The 15346-nt window shown below is 70.1% G+C and carries 13 protein-coding genes; 8 read left to right on the top strand and 5 right to left on the bottom strand.

Annotated features, from left to right (window positions below; all coding sequences use genetic code 11):
• Window positions 1–10: 10 nt before the first annotated feature.
• Both tolA and tolB read left to right on the top strand, forming a co-directional pair.
• Window positions 11–1411, top strand: coding sequence for a cell envelope integrity protein TolA (tolA, locus tag MSPGM_RS24650; protein ID WP_003602807.1), 1401 nt, complete (start codon window positions 11–13; stop codon window positions 1409–1411).
• Between the two features lie 78 nt (window positions 1412–1489).
• Window positions 1490–2830, top strand: coding sequence for a Tol-Pal system beta propeller repeat protein TolB (gene tolB, locus MSPGM_RS24645; protein ID WP_003602805.1), 1341 nt, complete (start codon window positions 1490–1492; stop codon window positions 2828–2830).
• A 901-nt stretch (window positions 2831–3731) separates the two neighbouring features.
• Here the strand turns inward: tolB and MSPGM_RS24640 are convergent.
• Window positions 3732–4367, bottom strand: a complete 636-nt coding sequence (locus MSPGM_RS24640) for a glutathione S-transferase N-terminal domain-containing protein (protein WP_003602803.1) — start codon at window positions 4365–4367, stop codon at window positions 3732–3734.
• A 359-nt stretch (window positions 4368–4726) separates the two neighbouring features.
• Here MSPGM_RS24640 and MSPGM_RS24635 point away from each other — a divergent pair, with 359 nt between their 5' ends.
• The 6 genes from MSPGM_RS24635 to gltX all read left to right on the top strand — a co-directional run bounded on the left by MSPGM_RS24635 (window position 4727) and on the right by gltX (window position 10323).
• A complete protein-coding gene (locus MSPGM_RS24635) occupies window positions 4727–5008 on the top strand; it encodes a hypothetical protein (protein ID WP_003602801.1) in 282 nt (93 codons plus the stop codon).
• A 162-nt stretch (window positions 5009–5170) separates the two neighbouring features.
• Window positions 5171–5605, top strand: a complete 435-nt coding sequence (locus MSPGM_RS24630) for a DUF4345 domain-containing protein (protein ID WP_003602798.1) — start codon at window positions 5171–5173, stop codon at window positions 5603–5605.
• Window positions 5602–7638, top strand: a complete 2037-nt coding sequence (locus MSPGM_RS24625; protein ID WP_015857633.1) for an FUSC family protein — start codon at window positions 5602–5604, stop codon at window positions 7636–7638. The genes MSPGM_RS24630 and MSPGM_RS24625 overlap by 4 nt, the downstream gene beginning before the upstream one ends.
• A gap of 8 nt (window positions 7639–7646) precedes the next feature.
• Complete coding sequence (locus MSPGM_RS24620; protein WP_012255798.1) at window positions 7647–7841, top strand: DUF1656 domain-containing protein; 195 nt, start codon at window positions 7647–7649, stop codon at window positions 7839–7841.
• Window positions 7838–8917, top strand: a complete 1080-nt coding sequence (locus MSPGM_RS24615; protein WP_003605326.1) for an HlyD family secretion protein — start codon at window positions 7838–7840, stop codon at window positions 8915–8917. The genes MSPGM_RS24620 and MSPGM_RS24615 overlap by 4 nt, the downstream gene beginning before the upstream one ends.
• Before the next feature lie 56 nt (window positions 8918–8973).
• Window positions 8974–10323 carry a glutamate--tRNA ligase gene (gltX, locus tag MSPGM_RS24610; RefSeq protein WP_015857631.1) on the top strand — a complete coding sequence of 450 codons (1350 nt, stop codon included), beginning with the start codon at window positions 8974–8976 and terminating at the stop codon, window positions 10321–10323.
• On the opposite strand, the gene MSPGM_RS24605 is transcribed toward gltX, so the two are convergent.
• From MSPGM_RS24605 to MSPGM_RS24590, 4 genes are all read right to left on the bottom strand, one after another.
• Window positions 10320–11099, bottom strand: a complete 780-nt coding sequence (locus tag MSPGM_RS24605) for a class I SAM-dependent methyltransferase (RefSeq protein WP_003605322.1) — start codon at window positions 11097–11099, stop codon at window positions 10320–10322. The two genes, gltX and MSPGM_RS24605, sit on opposite strands and share 4 nt — an antisense overlap.
• Window positions 11096–11587: a VOC family protein gene (locus MSPGM_RS24600; RefSeq protein ID WP_003605321.1), complete on the bottom strand. Its 492-nt coding sequence runs from the start codon at window positions 11585–11587 to the stop codon at window positions 11096–11098. The genes MSPGM_RS24605 and MSPGM_RS24600 overlap by 4 nt, the downstream gene beginning before the upstream one ends.
• A gap of 88 nt (window positions 11588–11675) precedes the next feature.
• The gene (locus MSPGM_RS24595; protein ID WP_003605320.1) at window positions 11676–12890 is read right to left on the bottom strand and encodes an MFS transporter; all 1215 of its coding nucleotides are present in this window, start codon (window positions 12888–12890) and stop codon (window positions 11676–11678) included.
• A 173-nt stretch (window positions 12891–13063) separates the two neighbouring features.
• Entirely contained in the window at window positions 13064–15253 is a 2190-nt protein-coding gene (locus MSPGM_RS24590) for an OmpA family protein (protein ID WP_015857630.1), read from the bottom strand.
• Between the last annotated feature and the right edge of the window lie 93 nt (window positions 15254–15346).

Below are 15346 nucleotides of genomic sequence, written 5' to 3'. Positions count from 1 at the left end.
GCAAGGCACCGTGGCTCTGCGCTGGCCCACTTCCCTCACCGAGTCTTTTCGAAATCGCGAACCCGGCGTCTGGATCTCGGCCGCGGTCCATGCCGTCGTGCTGGGCGCCGCCCTGTTCGTCGTCGCCGCGCCGGTCCTGCCGGAAGGGGAGGAAGGCGTGCCGGTCGAGGTGCTGACCGAGCAGCAATTCTCCGAATTGACCCGTGGCGAGCTCAACGCGGAAAAGCCCGAAAACAAGCCGAACCGCGCCGATCGCGTGGCGGAGAAGCAGGAGCAGCGCGAGCCCGAGAACGCCAAGACCGACGCGCCGGCCGCGCCCACCCGCACCGCCGACACTCGCCTCGCCGCCGTCGATGCGATGCCACTGCGGGCCGACACCGCCGATCCGGTGAAGGAAGAAGCGGAGGCCGCCGCGGCCAAGGCCGAAGCCGAGAAGGCGGCCGCAGCCAAGGCCGCCGAGGCGAAGGCCAAGGCCGAGGTCAAAGCGAAGGCGGATGCCGCCGCGAAAGCCGAAGCGGCGAAGGCCGAGGCTGCCAAGGCGGCCGAAGCGAAGGCGGCCGCCGCAAAGGCGGAGGCCGAGAAGCGCGAGGAATTGCAGAAGCTGGTCGAGCACGAACAGGCGGAGGCCGAAGCCGCGGCCAAGGCCGCCGAGGCGAAGGCCAAGGCGCGCGCCGAGGCCAAGGCGAAGGCCGACGCCAAGGCGAAAGCGGAGGCCAAGGCCGAGGCGGAAGCCAAGGCGAAAGCAGAAGCTAAGGCCGAAGCGGAAGCCGAAGCGAAGGCCAAGGCCGAAGCGGCCGCCAAAGCCGAGGCGGAGGCCGAGCACCGCAAGCAGGTCGCCGAAGCCAAAGCCAAGGCGGAGGCCGACGCGAAGGCCAAAGCCGAAGCTGCCGCGAAAGCCAAGGCCAAGGCGATGGCCGACGCAAGAGCGAAGGCCGATGCCGAGGCCAAGGCGCGCCAGCAGGCGGAACTCGCCAACAGGACCAGCCCGGGCGACAGCCGCGAGACGCAGACCCGCGCCGCCTCGCAATCGACCGGCTCGACCGGCCGCGAAGTGCAGCGCACGGCCTCGCTCGGCACGGCCTCTGGCACCGCCCAGCGCCTGTCACCGTCGTTGCGCGGCGCCCTCGTCGGGATGCTGCAGCAGCAGATTGAGCGCTGCTACTCAGCGCCGCCCGGAGCGACGCAGGGCGTGGTGCTGCCGATGCTCGACATCCGCCTCAACCCGGACGGATCGCTCACCACCGAGCCGCGGGTCATGCGCGCGGGCAACAACTCGGTGGATCAGTCGATCGCCCAGGCAGCGCTGCGGGCAGTGCGGCGCTGCGCACCCTTCAAGATTCCGGCCCAGTACGCGCCGTATTACAACGACTGGAAGGCCATCAACGCCGAGTTCGAGTTCTCGCCCGTGTGATCCGCCGGCTCGACCCGCCGATCCACCGCGTCATCGGCCTTTCTGTCTCGCATTCCCCGAACGACCTGGACTTGTCCCATGCCTGGAACAGCCTTCACCCGGCGCACCCTCCTGCCGGCGCTCACGGCCGCGCTCGGCGTCCTCGCCCTGGCGCTGCCCGCCGCGACACCGGCGCGGGCGCAGCTGCAGCTCCGCATCGGCAGCGGCGCCTTCCAGCCGATGCCGATCGCCGTCGCCGACTTCGCCGGTGACGCCAGCCTCGGCACGCTGGTCGCCAGCGTCATCACGAACAACCTGCGCCGGTCCGGCTACTTCACGCCGCTGGAGAAGGGGCGCTTCCCTGAGAATCCGAGCTTCGACGCCGCGCCGAACTTCGAGGCGTGGAAGGGCGCGGGCGTCCAGGCGCTCGTGACCGGCCGGGTCGGGCGCGACGCCTCGGGCCGGCTCACCGTCGCCTTCCGCCTGTGGGACGTGGCCTCGGGCCAGCAGATCACGGGTCAGCAATACGGCACCGACGTCGCCAATGCGCGCCGCACCGGGCATCTCGTGTCGGATGCGGTCTACACCAAGGTCACCGGCCTCGGTCCGTGGTTCGACAGCCGCGTCGCTTTTGTCGATGAGTCCGGCCCGAAGGAGAACCGCCGCAAGCGCCTGATGGTGATGGATCAAGACGGCGCCAATGTCCGCGCGCTGACCGGGGGCGGCGACGTCTCGGTGGTGGCGCCGCGCTACTCGCCGGCGGGGCAGGACATCGCCTTCATGACCCAGGCGCCGGGCCAGCAGCCCAAAGTCCAGATGATCGATCTGGAGACCGGCAAGCGTCAGACGGTCGGCAACTTCGCCTCGATGAGCGCGAGCCCGCGCTTCTCGCCGGACGGGCGCCGCCTCGTGATGAGCGTGCAGCAGGGCGGCAACGCCGACATCGTCACCGTCGATATCGCCTCGAAGGCGCAGACGCCGGTCACGCAAGGTCTCGCGATCGACACCTCACCGAGCTACGCGCCGGACGGCAGCCAGATCGTGTTCGAGTCCGACCGCGGCGGCTCGCAGCAGATCTACGTGATGGGCGCCGACGGCTCGAACCCGCGCCGGCTCTCCTTCGGCGAAGGCTCGGCCTCGCAGCCGGCCTGGTCGCCCCGTGGCGACCTCATCGCCTTCACCCGGCAGCGCAAGGGCGGCTTTGCCATCTGCGTGATGAAGCCCGACGGCTCGGGCGAGCGGGTGCTGACCGAGGGCTTCCACAACGAGAGCCCGACCTTCGCCCCAAACGGCCAGTACGTGATGTTCTTCCGCGATCCCGGCGGTCAGGGCGGGGGCAAGCTCTACATGGTCGACATCACCGGCAAGGTGGAGCAGCCGGTGCCGACCCCGTCCTTCGCCTCGGACCCGACCTGGTCGCCGCTGTTGTCGGGCAAGTAAGCCGGCCGGAAGCGCACAGAGCGCGGCCGAAATCTCGCAATGACGGAGCGGCAAACCCCCACCGTCGTTGAGAGCCGAACGGCTTCGCTTCAACAGCACGGCCCGCGCTGAAATCCGCGCGAGCCTCGTCGGCTGGCACGGTGAAAACCTTCGCACTGATAATAAAAACCGCGGCGGAAGCGGTCCGCAGGTGGGGCTGATGCGTGTTCGAAGTCGTGCCGTGTCGGCCGCTTCTGCGCCCCTAAGGAGCCGCTTCCGTCCGGTGTTCGTGGCGGGCCACTCAGTCCAAGACCGAACGGGTTCTCAGACTATCGTTGCGGCTTCATGCTGCGGTGGAGTCATCCCTGTCTCCTCCAGCTTTCACCAACAAACCACGCAAAGACCACGCGGTTACTGGCCGATGTGCTTGCGATCGCGAAGCACGAATGTAGACTGCGTCCGTATTGGCAGGCCGTCAAGCGGGAATTTACCGCCAAGCCTTCTGATTTTCGTTCCGACGAATGCTTGATGAGTAAAATCGTTCGTCGGCAACGGCTTACGACCGGCGATGCGAAAGGGCTGTCCGCATCGGGCGGGACATCAGCGCCGGATACGACGCGAGCGCTGGCAGCACCCCTCCGAGGGCGGCTCCCGACGCTGCGCACGTCCCAGCGGAGAAGACCCCTCAGCGCATCGACAAAGACAGCGCACGTAGCGGCAAGCGCCCCCATCACGGTGGAGCGCGGCCGTTGGCGGACACAAAGCAGCATCAATCGTCGGTGAGATTGGGGAGCCTGTCCTCGCCTCCAATCCGGCGCCAGGACGGGCCCGCGGGCCGGCCTGAAGCTCCCCGGCAGGTGGGCCGGCCCGCGGACAAATACCTCTTGGACGTCCTGTCTCGGACCGGTCGGACGCCCTCGTGTCAGATCGCGGTGAGGCCGCGCTGCACCGCCGGCCGGGCGAGCAGCGCGTCGAGCCAGCGGCGGACGTTCGGCAGATCCTCGATCGCGATGCCCTGCTTGCCGTGGAACTTCGCCCAAGTCAGCGCGGCGATATCGGCGATCGAGTACGCGTCGGCGAGATATTCGTGGTCGGCAAGCCGCCGGTCGAGGACGCCGTAGAGGCGTTTGGCTTCCTCCGTGAACCGATCGATGGCGTAGGGAATCTTCTCCTGCGCGTAGATTCGGAAATGATGGGCCTGCCCCAGCATGGGCCCGAGGCCGCCGACCTGCCAGAACAGCCACTCGTCCACCGCGGTGCGGGCGCGCTCGTCGCTCGGATAGAGGCAGCCGGTCTTGCGCCCGAGATATTGCAGAATCGCGCCCGACTCGAACACCGAGATAGGCGTGCCGCCCGGCCCGTCCGGATCGACGATGGCCGGGATCTTGTTGTTGGGGGAAATTCTGAGAAAGTCGGGCGCCATCTGCTCGCCCTTGCCGATGTTCACCGGCACGACCCGGTAGGGCAGCCCGCACTCTTCGAGCATGATCGGGATCTTCCACCCGTTCGGTGTGCTCCAGGTGTAGAGTTCGATCGGCTGCGCCGTCGTGACCGCCATGCTGGCATCCCGGAAAAGCGGGCCCGCGCCCATCCTCACTTCACGAGGTAGCGCGGAACGGCCCGACGGCTCAAGCCGAAGGCCAAGCTCCAGGCAGGGCCGTTGCTCGAAGCCGCAGGGCGGCTTCGCGGCGCGAAGAGCGCCGCGCGCAGCGGGAGCTTCCAGAACGTCAGTTCTGGAAGCTCATCGAGCGGAGCGGAAGCCTGAGCCCGCGGAGGCGGGCGCCGGCGATTGAGGCCCAAGCATCACCAGGGCGATCGTGTGCAAGTTGTGGAGGGCGCTTGCTCTTTGGCCCCCGATGCGGCTGTGATGCGAGGTGGACGGCCAAGCCGCCGAATCCAACCCACCGGAGTCGCTCGATGTTCTCTCGTCTCCTCGCCGCCGCCCTGCTGGCCGCGCCGCTCCTCCTCGCCCAGGCCGCAACGGCCAAGGAAGCTTGGAATGCGCCGAGCGCCAAAGAGACGGCCAAGGAGCAGACGGCGAAGGAGCCGAGCGTGGCCCAATCCGCCGCGCGCGAGCGGCAGAAGAAGTGCGGCGCCGAGTGGCGCGCGCTGTCCGCCACCGAGAAGACGGCCCAGGGGCCGAAATGGCCGCAATATTACAGCAAGTGCGTCAAGCGCCTGAAGGAACAGAAGGCCTGACGCGGCCGGGGATCGCCTTGACCGACAATCGAACCGGCACCGGGTGAACCGAACGGCGGCGAGCGTGTTGCCCCGCCGACCTGTTCCAACGGGCTCCCGAGCCGAAGCGGATGCCGGCTCTGCGCGGGAGCGCATGAAAGCGAAGACGAAAGCCTTACCGATATGGAGCGTGAACGCCGCTTCCTGCAGCGCACGGTGGCGGTCGTCGCCATCGTCCCCGTCCTGGCGGGGCTCTACGGCGTGCTGTTCGGCATCGACGGCATCGGCGGCGGCACGCCGGTCAACGTCTCGGCCGACAGCCATTTCCGCTACCTGTCGGGCCTGCTGACCGGCATCGGCATCCTGTTCTTCACCTGCGTGCCGGGGATCGAGGAAAAGTCGCGGCTGTTCCGCTTCCTCACCCTCGTCGTCGTCCTCGGCGGGCTGGCGCGACTGCTTGGACTGTCCCTCACCGGCGTGCCGTCGTTGACCATGCTCGCGGCGCTCGCCCTCGAACTCGTCGTCACGCCGCTGCTGTGCCTGTGGCAGATGCGGGTCGCGCGCCAGGCGCGGGATCAGCGGCAAGAGTTGGCGCACGGCCTCGAGACGGTGCGGTGAGCGGGGCGGCGCAGCAGACCGGCGGCGCCGGCCTCGGCGAGCGCCTGATCGACACCCTCGACCGTTGGGTGCCCCAACCCGCCGCCTGGGCCTTTGCGATCCGGATCTGGCTCGCCATGATGCTGGCGCTCTACGCCGCGTTCTGGCTCCAGCTCGACAGCGCGTCGTCGGCCGCGGTCTGCGTCGCCATCCTCGCCCAGCCCAAGCGTGGCCAGGCCCTGTCGAAGGCCGGCTACCGCTTCCTCGGCACGGTGGTCGGCGGCATCGTCGGCATCGTGCTGATCGCCCTGTTCGGGCAGGACCGGGTGCTCCTGCTCGTCAGCTTCGCCTGCTGGCTCGGCCTCTGCGTCTTCGTCGCGCAGTTCCTGCAGGATACCCGCGCCTACGGGGCGATGCTCTCCGGCTACACCGTGGCGATCATCGCGGTTGCGCATATCGATGCGCCGCAGACGGTGTTCGATGCCGCCATCGGCCGCGTCGCGGCGATGGCCGTCGGCATCGTCGCGATCACCTTCATCAACGATGCGCTCGCCTCGCCGAGCACCTGGAAAGCCCTGCTCCCGCGCCTCGCCGCGGCCCATGCAGCGGCCAAGGCCTTTGCCCGTGAGAGCCTGACACAGGGCGATCCCGGCCCCGAGCGCACCGCCGCGTTGATCCGGCAGATCGCGCCGATGCGGGGCGATGCCAGCGCCATCGCGGGCGAACTCGATGACGGCGTGCATCGCGCTGCCGGCGCCCGCAGCGCCATCGCCGCGCTCTACGTCCTGGCCGCGGCGAGCCGGGCGCTCACGGCCGCGATGAGCCGCATCCCCGAGCCCGGCCAGCGGGTGCGCGAAGCGCAGGCGCTCGCCCTGCGCGCGGTCTCGGAGGGGGACGGATCGCGCCCGGAGGTGCTTGCCCGCGACGGCGAGCGGCTGCGCGACCTCGTGGATGCCGGGATGTGCGATGCCGGCGCCACTCTCGACGAGATCGTGGCGCTCCAGCGCGCCCTGGACGTCGTCAACGCCGCGACCTTCGCCGAGGACGGGGTGCGCGCCCTGTCGGACGGCCACGAGCCCCTGCGCCACATCGCCCTGCCGACCCATCGCGACTTTCAGGTCGCCCTGCGGGCGGCGTTGCGCGTGATGATTGCGTTCGGCCTCGCCGCCGGCCTGTTCATCCTGCTCGGGCTGCCGCAATCCTCCTTCGCCCTGGTTCAGGTCGCGGCGACCTGCTCGCTGTCCTCGGTCACGCCCGATCCGCGCAAGTTCGCGCAAGGCGTCCTGATCGGGATGCCGCTCGCCGCCCTCTGCGCCGGGTTCATCCTGTTCGTGGTGCTCAACGGCAACCAGGGCTTTCCCCTGCTCGCCATCGCCATGGCCCCGCCGGTCTTCTTCGGCTGCCTCGTGTCGCTCCACCCGCCGAGCTTCACCATCGGCTTCATCACCCTCGTGTTCACGCCGGTGCTGCTGGCGCCGGAGAACCCACAATCCTACGATCCGCAGACCTTCCTCGTGAACGCGCTGCTGGTTGTCTTCGCGGCGGTGATCCTGTTCCTGACGATCCGTCTCGTCCTGCCGATCTCCGCCTCGCAGCACCGTGCCTTCGCCCTCGAAGAAGCCCGTGAAGACCTCGCCGAAGCGCTCGCGGGGGAGGGCGGCGACGCCACCACGCGCACCAGCCTCAATGCCGACCGGCTGTTCCAATTCTCGGCCTGGAACTCCGGCAGCGGCGCGGTACGCCGGGCGAGCCTGCACCATGCCTTCGCCGTGGCGCAGTTGGAGGCCGCCGCCGCGCGGGCCCACGCGCAATTGCGCCCATTGAGCGAGGTCCGCGGCCTCGCCCCGCTGATCGGTCGGGCGCGTGAAGCGCTGGCCGCTGCCGGCTCCGACGATCTCGACCGGGCGGCGCGCGCACTGATCGGCGAGGCGCGCGTGCAAGACCGGACCGTGCGCATGCAGCTCGCGCGTGCCGCGACAGACCTCGCGACCGCCTCGCGCGTTATCCGGCGGCACGGGCGCTTCTTCCGGCGCCTCTCCCTTCCCAACTCCTGATGTCTCCCATGCAGCACGACCTCGCCATCGGCGGAATTCTGGTCTCGCCCTTCATCGCCTACGCGCTGATCGCCTTCGCGCTGCTGGTGGCCCTCCGGGTCGTGTTCCGCTGGATCCGGTTCGGGCGCTTCGTCGCCAACCCGCCTCTGGCGGAAGCGGGGATCTACGTCTGCCTTCTCGCGCTCGTGGTGGTGCTCCTGTGAAACGCGACGATGACGGGCCGGCCGAAAGCCGGCAACAGGATCACATCCCGGCCAGCGAGGCGCATTCCGACGAGCCGCCCAAGGCGCAAGGCCCGGCCAAGGCGCTTCCGATCGGACGGCGTCGGCGAGGGGGCCGCCTGCTGCGGCTGGCCGCGACCGGCCTCGTCCTCGCCTTCGCGGCGGTGGCGGCCACCGTCGTCTGGCAGTTCTACGTGACGGCGCCCTGGACACGCGACGGGCGGGTCCGCGTACAGGTGGTCAACATCGCCCCGCAGGTCGCCGGCACCATCGTCGAGCTGCGAGTCACCGACAACCAGGAGGTGAAGAAGGGCGACGTTCTCTACGTCATCGACCCGTTCGACTATCAGGAGGCGGTCGTCTCTGCCGAGGCCGCGATCAAGAACCGCGAGGCCGACCTCTCGGTAAAGGAGGCGCAGTCGGCCAGGCGCGCCGCGCTCTCGACAGTCTCGACCTCGGTCGAGGAGAAGCAGCAATTCGCGGGCACCGCCAAGATTGCCGAGGCGGCGCTGGAGACTGCCCGGTCGCAGCTTTCGCAGGCGAAGAAGAACCTCGAACGTACGCAGGTGCGCTCGACCGTGAACGGGCGCGTCACCAACCTGCTGCTGCGGGTCGGCGACTACGCGCAGACCGGCACCGCCAACGCGCGGGTGATCGACACCGATTCCTTCTGGGTCGACGGTTATTTCGAAGAGACGAAGATGGCGCATATCCACGTCGGCGCCCCCGCCGAGATGGCGCTGATGGGCTACGGCGCCTCGCTGAAGGGCACGGTGGAGAGCCTGACGCTCGGCATCTCGACCGCCAACGCCGCGACGAGCACGCAAGGCCTGCCGAACGTCGATCCGGTCTATACCTGGGTGCGGCTCGCCCAGCGGGTGCCGGTGCGCATCCGCATCGACCATGTGCCGCCGGAGGTGACCCTGGTGGCGGGCATGACCGCGACGGTGGTGGTCGGCGACGGCCGCGAGGGCCAGCCGGCCTGGGTCAAGGCGGCGCGCGACTGGATCCTTGGTCGTCCCGACCGGACCGAGTCCGGCGCGGCGCCGAAGAACTGACGGCGCGATTGAGTGTGGACGGTGCAGCGCCCAAGAAAATTGGGTAGAGCGGCTTCATGGCCGCTTCCCCCCTCGTCCGCTTCGCTCCCTCGCCGACCGGCTTCCTGCATATCGGCAATGCCCGGCCCGCGCTGCTGAACGCGCTGTTCGCGCGCCGCGAGGGCGGGCGCTTCCTGCTGCGCCTCGACGACACCGACCGCGAGCGCTCGACGGAGGAATTTGCCACCGCCGTGGCCGAGGATCTCGGCTGGCTCGGGATCGAGCCGGACCTATTCTTCCGTCAGAGCGATCGCACCGCCCTCTACGATACGGCGGCCGAGCGGCTGAAGGCGGCCGGTCGGCTCTATCCCTGCTACGAGACACCGGAGGAGCTGGATCGCCGCCGCAAACGCCAGCTCGGCCGCGGCCTGCCGCCGATCTACGACCGCGCGGCGCTCTCGCTGACCGAGGCCGAACGCACCGCGTTCGAGGCCGAGGGCCGGCAGCCGCATTGGCGGTTCAAGCTCGACCACCGCGTCGTTGCCTGGAACGACCTCGTGCGGGGCGAGAGCCACGTCGATTGCGCCTCGCTCTCCGACCCCGTGCTGGTGCGTGCCGACGGGAGCTACCTCTACACGCTGCCCTCGGTGGTGGACGACGCGGAGGTCGGCGTGACCCACGTGATCCGCGGCGAGGATCACGTCACGAATACCGGCGTGCAGGTGCAGCTCTTCGAAGCCCTCGCCGCCGCCGTGCCCGCCTTCGGCCACCACAACCTGCTGACGACGGCGGACGGGGAGGGGCTGTCGAAGCGCCTTGGCCACCTGTCTCTTCGCTCGCTGCGCGAGGCCGGCTACGAACCCGCGGCCGTGCGCTCGCTCGCGGTGCTGACCGGCTCGGCCGAGGCCGTCCGCCCGATCGCCTCTCTCGACGAACTGGCGGGTCTCGTCGACCTCGCCCACCTGTCCCGCGCCCCGGCCCGGTTCGACCCGGCCGAACTCGACGGGATGAACGCGCGCCTCGTCCACGACATGCCGCTCGAAGACGTGCGCGAACGCCTCGCCGCCCTCGGTGTCCCCGCGGAGGCAGCGGAAGCCTTCTGGCTGGCGGTGCGGGCCAATCTCGGCCGCGTCTCGGACGCCGCCGAATGGTGGCGGGTGGTGAACGGGCCGGTGACGCCCGTGATCGCCGAGCCCGACTTCATCGCGATGGCCGCCCGCCTGCTGCCGGAGGCGCCGTTCGGCCCCGGTACGTGGAAGGCCTGGACCGACGCGGTGAAGGCCGAGACCGGCGCCAAGGGCCGCGCCCTGTTCATGCCGCTGCGCCTCGCGCTCACCGGCCTCGACCACGGGCCGGACCTCGCGGCGCTGCTGCCGCTGATCGGGCGCGAGCGGGCCGTGCGGCGGCTCGCGGGCGAGGGGGCTTAGTCCGAAACACCATCGGGTTCGGCCTCGATCATCATGACGTCGAGGGTGAAGCTTCCGTCGTCCTCCAGGCCGAAGTGAGATCGCACCGGCTCCGGCGCGCCGGTCTGAAGCGCGCGGATGGCGGCGACGCTCGCCTCCGGCGTGCCCATCCGGGCGACCCACGACGAAAACTCCATGCGCACGCGCCAGCGCCGGACGGCGCCGGGCACGAAGCCGGCCTCCGCCAGCATCCGGCGCCACTCCGCCTCGCCGTAATCGCGGACATGCGAGGGGTCGCGCAGCAGCTCCCAGGCCTGGAGATGGGTATCGAGCAGGGGCGGCCCGGGATGCACGACATCGACCAGGCCGAAGCGCCCCCCAGGGGCCAGCACGCGGTGCGCCTCGCGCAGGGCGGCGGGCACGTCGCCCCAATGGTGGGCGCTGTAGCGCGACACCACGCCATCGAAGCTCGCATCGGCGAAGGGCAGCGCCTCGACGCTGGCCCGCCGCGTGGCGACGTTCGCCAAGCCGCGCCGCTGCGCTTCCGCCGCCACCGCGTCGAGCATCGTCTGCGACAGGTCGAGGGCGGTGACGGAGCGGACCTGCGGCGCCACTGCGTAGGTGACGTGGCCGCCGCCGCAGCCGAGATCGAGCACGGCCGCATGGGGGAGGGCGGCAAAGCGGGCCAAAGCGGCGAGATCCTCGCCCGTAGCATGGACGGCGCTCGCGACGTACTCGGCGGCGCGGCTGCCGAATTGGCTCGCGGTGTGGGCATCGTGGCTCAGCGGCTGGTTCATGGCGTCGGCTCCGCCCCAGCCGCAGCGCGTTCGAGAGCCGCGACGTCGAGCTTCACCATGCCCTGCATGGCGGTGAAGACGCGGGCGGCCACATTCGGATCGTGATCGGCGAGGAGGCGCGGCAGCCTCTCCGGCACGATCTGCCACGGCACGCCCCAGCGGTCGCGCAGCCAGCCGCAGGCGATCTCCGCGCCACCTTCCGCGGTGAGCGCCGACCACAGGCGGTCGACCTCGGCCTGATCCCGGCACGAGACCGAGATGGAGGCGGCGGTCCCGTAATCGACGGACATGCCGCCGTTCAGCGCCTGGAAGCTCTGCCCGCCCAAAGTGAAGGCGATCAGGATCGGCTCGCCGGTCTCGCCGCCGGGCCAGGGGCCGGGCGCGCGCTGGATGTGATCGATCCGCGAATCGGGGACGAGCGAGACGTAGAGGCGGACGGCCGCCTCCGCGTCCTTGTCGAACCACAGGCAGGTGCTGACGCTGGTCATGTCGCGCTCTCCCTCTCCTCCGACAGGATAACGAGCGCACGGCCCGAAACTCAATCGGGTCGCCTGACCGTCTCAACGCCGCGCCGTGTCAGCCGCCCGTGGGCGGGAGTGGCGCGAGCCGCGTCAAGCGCAGGGCGATGAGCAAAGCCGCCACGTAGAGGCTGCCGAAGAAGCCCGCGACGCCGGGCCAACCGTAATGCAGGAAGAACCAGCCGCCCGCCGTGCCGAGCAGGGACGAGCCGAGATAGTACATGCAGAGATAGATCGCGGAGGCCTGTGCCCGGTCGCTCAAGGCCCGGCGCCCAACCCAGCTCGACGCCACCGAATGCGCGCCGAAGAAGCTGACCGTGACGACGACGATGCCACTGATGATGAGCACGAGGTTGTCCGCCAGCGTCAGGGCGATGCCGCCGATCCCGAGCAGGATCGCCAGCCACAGCACCTTGCGCCGCCCCAGCACCCCGGCGATGTGGCCGGTGATGGCCGAACTCGCCGTGCCCGCGAGGTAGACGATGAAGATCAGGCCGATCACCGTCTGGCTCAATGAGAAGGGCGGATCGAGCAGGCGGAAGCCGATGTAGTTGTAGACGCAGACGAATCCGCCCATCAGCAGGAACGGTTCGAAGAACAGCCAGGGCAGGCCCGCATCCCGGAAATGGTGGGTGAAGGTGCCCGGAACCTCGCGCCAGCGCATCCGGTGGGCGAGAAAGTGCCGCGAGGGCGGTAGGGCGAACTGGAAGGCCAGAGCCGCGAACAGCGCCAGCACGCCGATGATGCCGAGGCCCCAGCGCCAGGAGGCGTGATCGGCGATCACCCCCGCGAGCAGCCGCCCGACCATGCCGCCGAGCGCGTTGCCGCCGATCAGCAGCCCCATCGACAGGCCGATGGCGCGGCCGTGCATCTCCTCGCTGAGATAGGCCATGGCGACGGCGGGCAGGCCGCTCGCGGCGATGCCGGTGAGCGCCCGCAGCACCAGGAATCCATGCCAGCTCGGCATCAGGACGGCGCCGATGGTGAGCAGGGCCGAGGCGAACAGCGAGACCGCCATCACCCGCTTGCGCCCCCACACCTCGGAGAGCGGGCTGACGACCAGCAGCGCGATCGCGAGTGTGGCGCAGGGCAGCGACAGCGCGAGGCTGCTCTCGGCCGGGGAGACCGCAAAGGTGTCGTGAAAGATCGGCAGCAGCGGCTGGACGCCGTAGAGCACCGCGAACGTGGAAAACCCCGCCGCGAACAGGGCGAGCGTCGCCCGGCGAAAGGTCGGCGTCCCGGCCTCGATGAACCGGTCGCTGTCGTCCGCCATCGCCGTCCCGTGCTGCTCACGCTTAACCCTCCCCCACCTGCGCCGCAGCTAGGGGAGGGTCAAGAGCCTCGTCCCGGATCGGGTATCCGGGACGAGGCTCTTGATTCCGGTTCTTGCATCGTCTTGTCCGAAAGCCGGCGACCACCTTTCGGGACAATGCTCAAGATCTTCGATTAACGCGGTGCAGCGGGTTGTTGCCCCTCCGCCTGCTGCTGGAGCAGCGGGGTGATGCGGCGGACGGTGACGCGGCGGTTCTCGCGGTTGGCGTCCTGCGTGTTCACCTTCAGGTACTGTTCGCCGTAGCCCTGCGTGGTGAGGTTCTCCGGCGGCACCTGGAAGTTCTGCGTCAGCACCGAGGCGACCGACTGCGCCCGGCGGTCGGAGAGCGAGAGGTTGTCGATGTCTGAGCCGACCGCATCGGTGTAGCCTTCGATCAGGAACACCTCCTGCGGATTGTCCTTGATCGTCCGGTTGATCGCCTCGGCGATGGTCGAGAGGCGCTTGGCCTGATCGGGCGTGACGGTGAAGGAGCCGGTGTCGAAGGTGATCGTGTTGATGTCCACCGACGGCATCCGCGCCCGCAGCTGCGGGCTGTAACGCACCTGATCGAGCGTGTAGCGCCGATCGAGCTTCTGTACCGGCGGGGCTGAGAGCGCCTCGTAGACGGCGCGCTCGTCCGCCTGCTCGTAATCGACCACGTAGCGGTCGCGGGGGATGCGGATGTCCGGCGGCGGCAGCTCCACCACGTCCTCGTAGATCGGCCGGGGCGCACCGCCATAGGCGTTGTTGATGATCACCACCTCGCGGCCGTCGCGGTAGCGACGGGAGCGGCGCAGGAGCCGGCCGTCATCGTCCACGACGGTGATGATCTGGCCGCCCGCCGGGCTGTCGACGTAGCTGTAAATCTCGCCGCCACGCCGTTCGCTGCGATAGCCGCGGTCGCCATAGATGGTGCGGAAGCGCTCGTTCTCGTCGTGGCGGATGAAGGTGGTGTCGCGGTCGCGAACGATGATGCGGCCGGGCTCCCGGTAATAGGTCCGTCCATCGACATCGTACTCGCGGCGGTCGCGGCGGATCGTGTCGTAGTCGCGGCCGCGATAATCGTCGTCGCGGAAGCCGCCGGGGACGTAGGCCGGCGTGCCCGGCACGTTGAAGCGGTCGCGACGGTCGCCACGGCGGTCGTCGAGGCGGTTTTCGTCGCGGCGATCACCGTCACGGCGGTCATACCGGTCGTCTCGTCGGTCATCGCGGCGGTCGCCGTCACGACGATCATCGAGGTTGCGCGAATCCGGCTGCGTGCCGGGGGCCGGCGCCGGCTGGCCGAGCGGGACGGCACCGGGCTGGGTCGGGGCCGCACCATCAGGCGGTTGAACCGGACGGCCGGGAACACCGGGTTGCTGGTTCGGCGCCACCGGACGGCCGGGAACGCCCGGCTGCTGATTCGGCGGCGTGCGACCGCCGGGCGCCTCCCGCGCGCCGTCGGGCTGCGCCGCGGAAGGTGCGGCCGGCTGGTCCGGTCGGGTGGGCTGCTGCACATTCGGCGTCGCTGGACGGCCGGGAACACCGGGCCGCTGGTTCGGCGGGGTGTTCGGCTGAGCCGGATTCGGGGCCGTGGGCGGCGTCGGCTGCTCCGGGCGTTCCGCATTGGGCGGCGTCGGCGCGTTCGGAGCCCGGCGCTGGTTCGGGGCGCTGTCGGGGCGATCGGCCTCTCGGCCGGCGGGACGGCCCGGACGGTCCTGGCCATCACGGTCGGGCCGGTCCGGGGTCTCGCGCCGGGCAGGCGCCTCGCGTTCGGGCGCTTCGCGCCGGGCGGGTGCGTCGCGGTCCTGCGTGCGCTCGCGGGATGCAGGCGCCGCCGGCCGCTCTTCGGAGCGATCGGGCCGCTGGGGCGGTGTCGCACGTTCGGGACGGTCCGGACGATCGGGACGCTCCTGACGATCAGGACGCTCCTGACGTTCTTGGCGATCAGGACGCTCCTGACGCTCAGGCCGCTCAGGCCGCTCTTGCCGCTCCTGCGCCGCCGGACGTTCGGGACGAGCCGGCCGCTCGGCGGCCTCGGGCCGCTCACGGGCGGCGGGCGCTTGGCGCGGCTCGGGCCGCTCCGGACTCTCGGATCGGTCCGGCCTCTCCCTTGCCGGCGGGCCGCCGCGCTCGACGCCACCTCGCTCCGCCGGGCCGGCACCGCCAAGTCCGCCGGGACCACCCGGTCCGCGTCCGCCACCGCGCGGACCTTCGCCGGCATCCTCGCGCTGGGCCAACTCGATCCGCCCGCCGTCACTGAGAGACCGCGCTGCGGACAGATCGGACAGGACGAGCGCGGGCAGCATGGTGCCGGCAAGGAGCAGCGAGCGGGTCATCCGCATAAAGTCGGCCTCGTAAAACACAATCGGCGGTTCCGAACACGGTCGGACCGGATTGGTTCCCGATGCCTCCATGTCGAGATCCGACGGCGACCG

Source organism: Methylorubrum sp. GM97 (assembly GCF_024347855.1).
Classification (GTDB): Bacteria; Pseudomonadota; Alphaproteobacteria; order Rhizobiales; family Beijerinckiaceae; genus Methylobacterium; species Methylobacterium extorquens.
The sequence above is the reverse complement of the archived record's forward strand: the minus strand, read 5'-3'. Positions and strand labels throughout refer to the sequence as shown.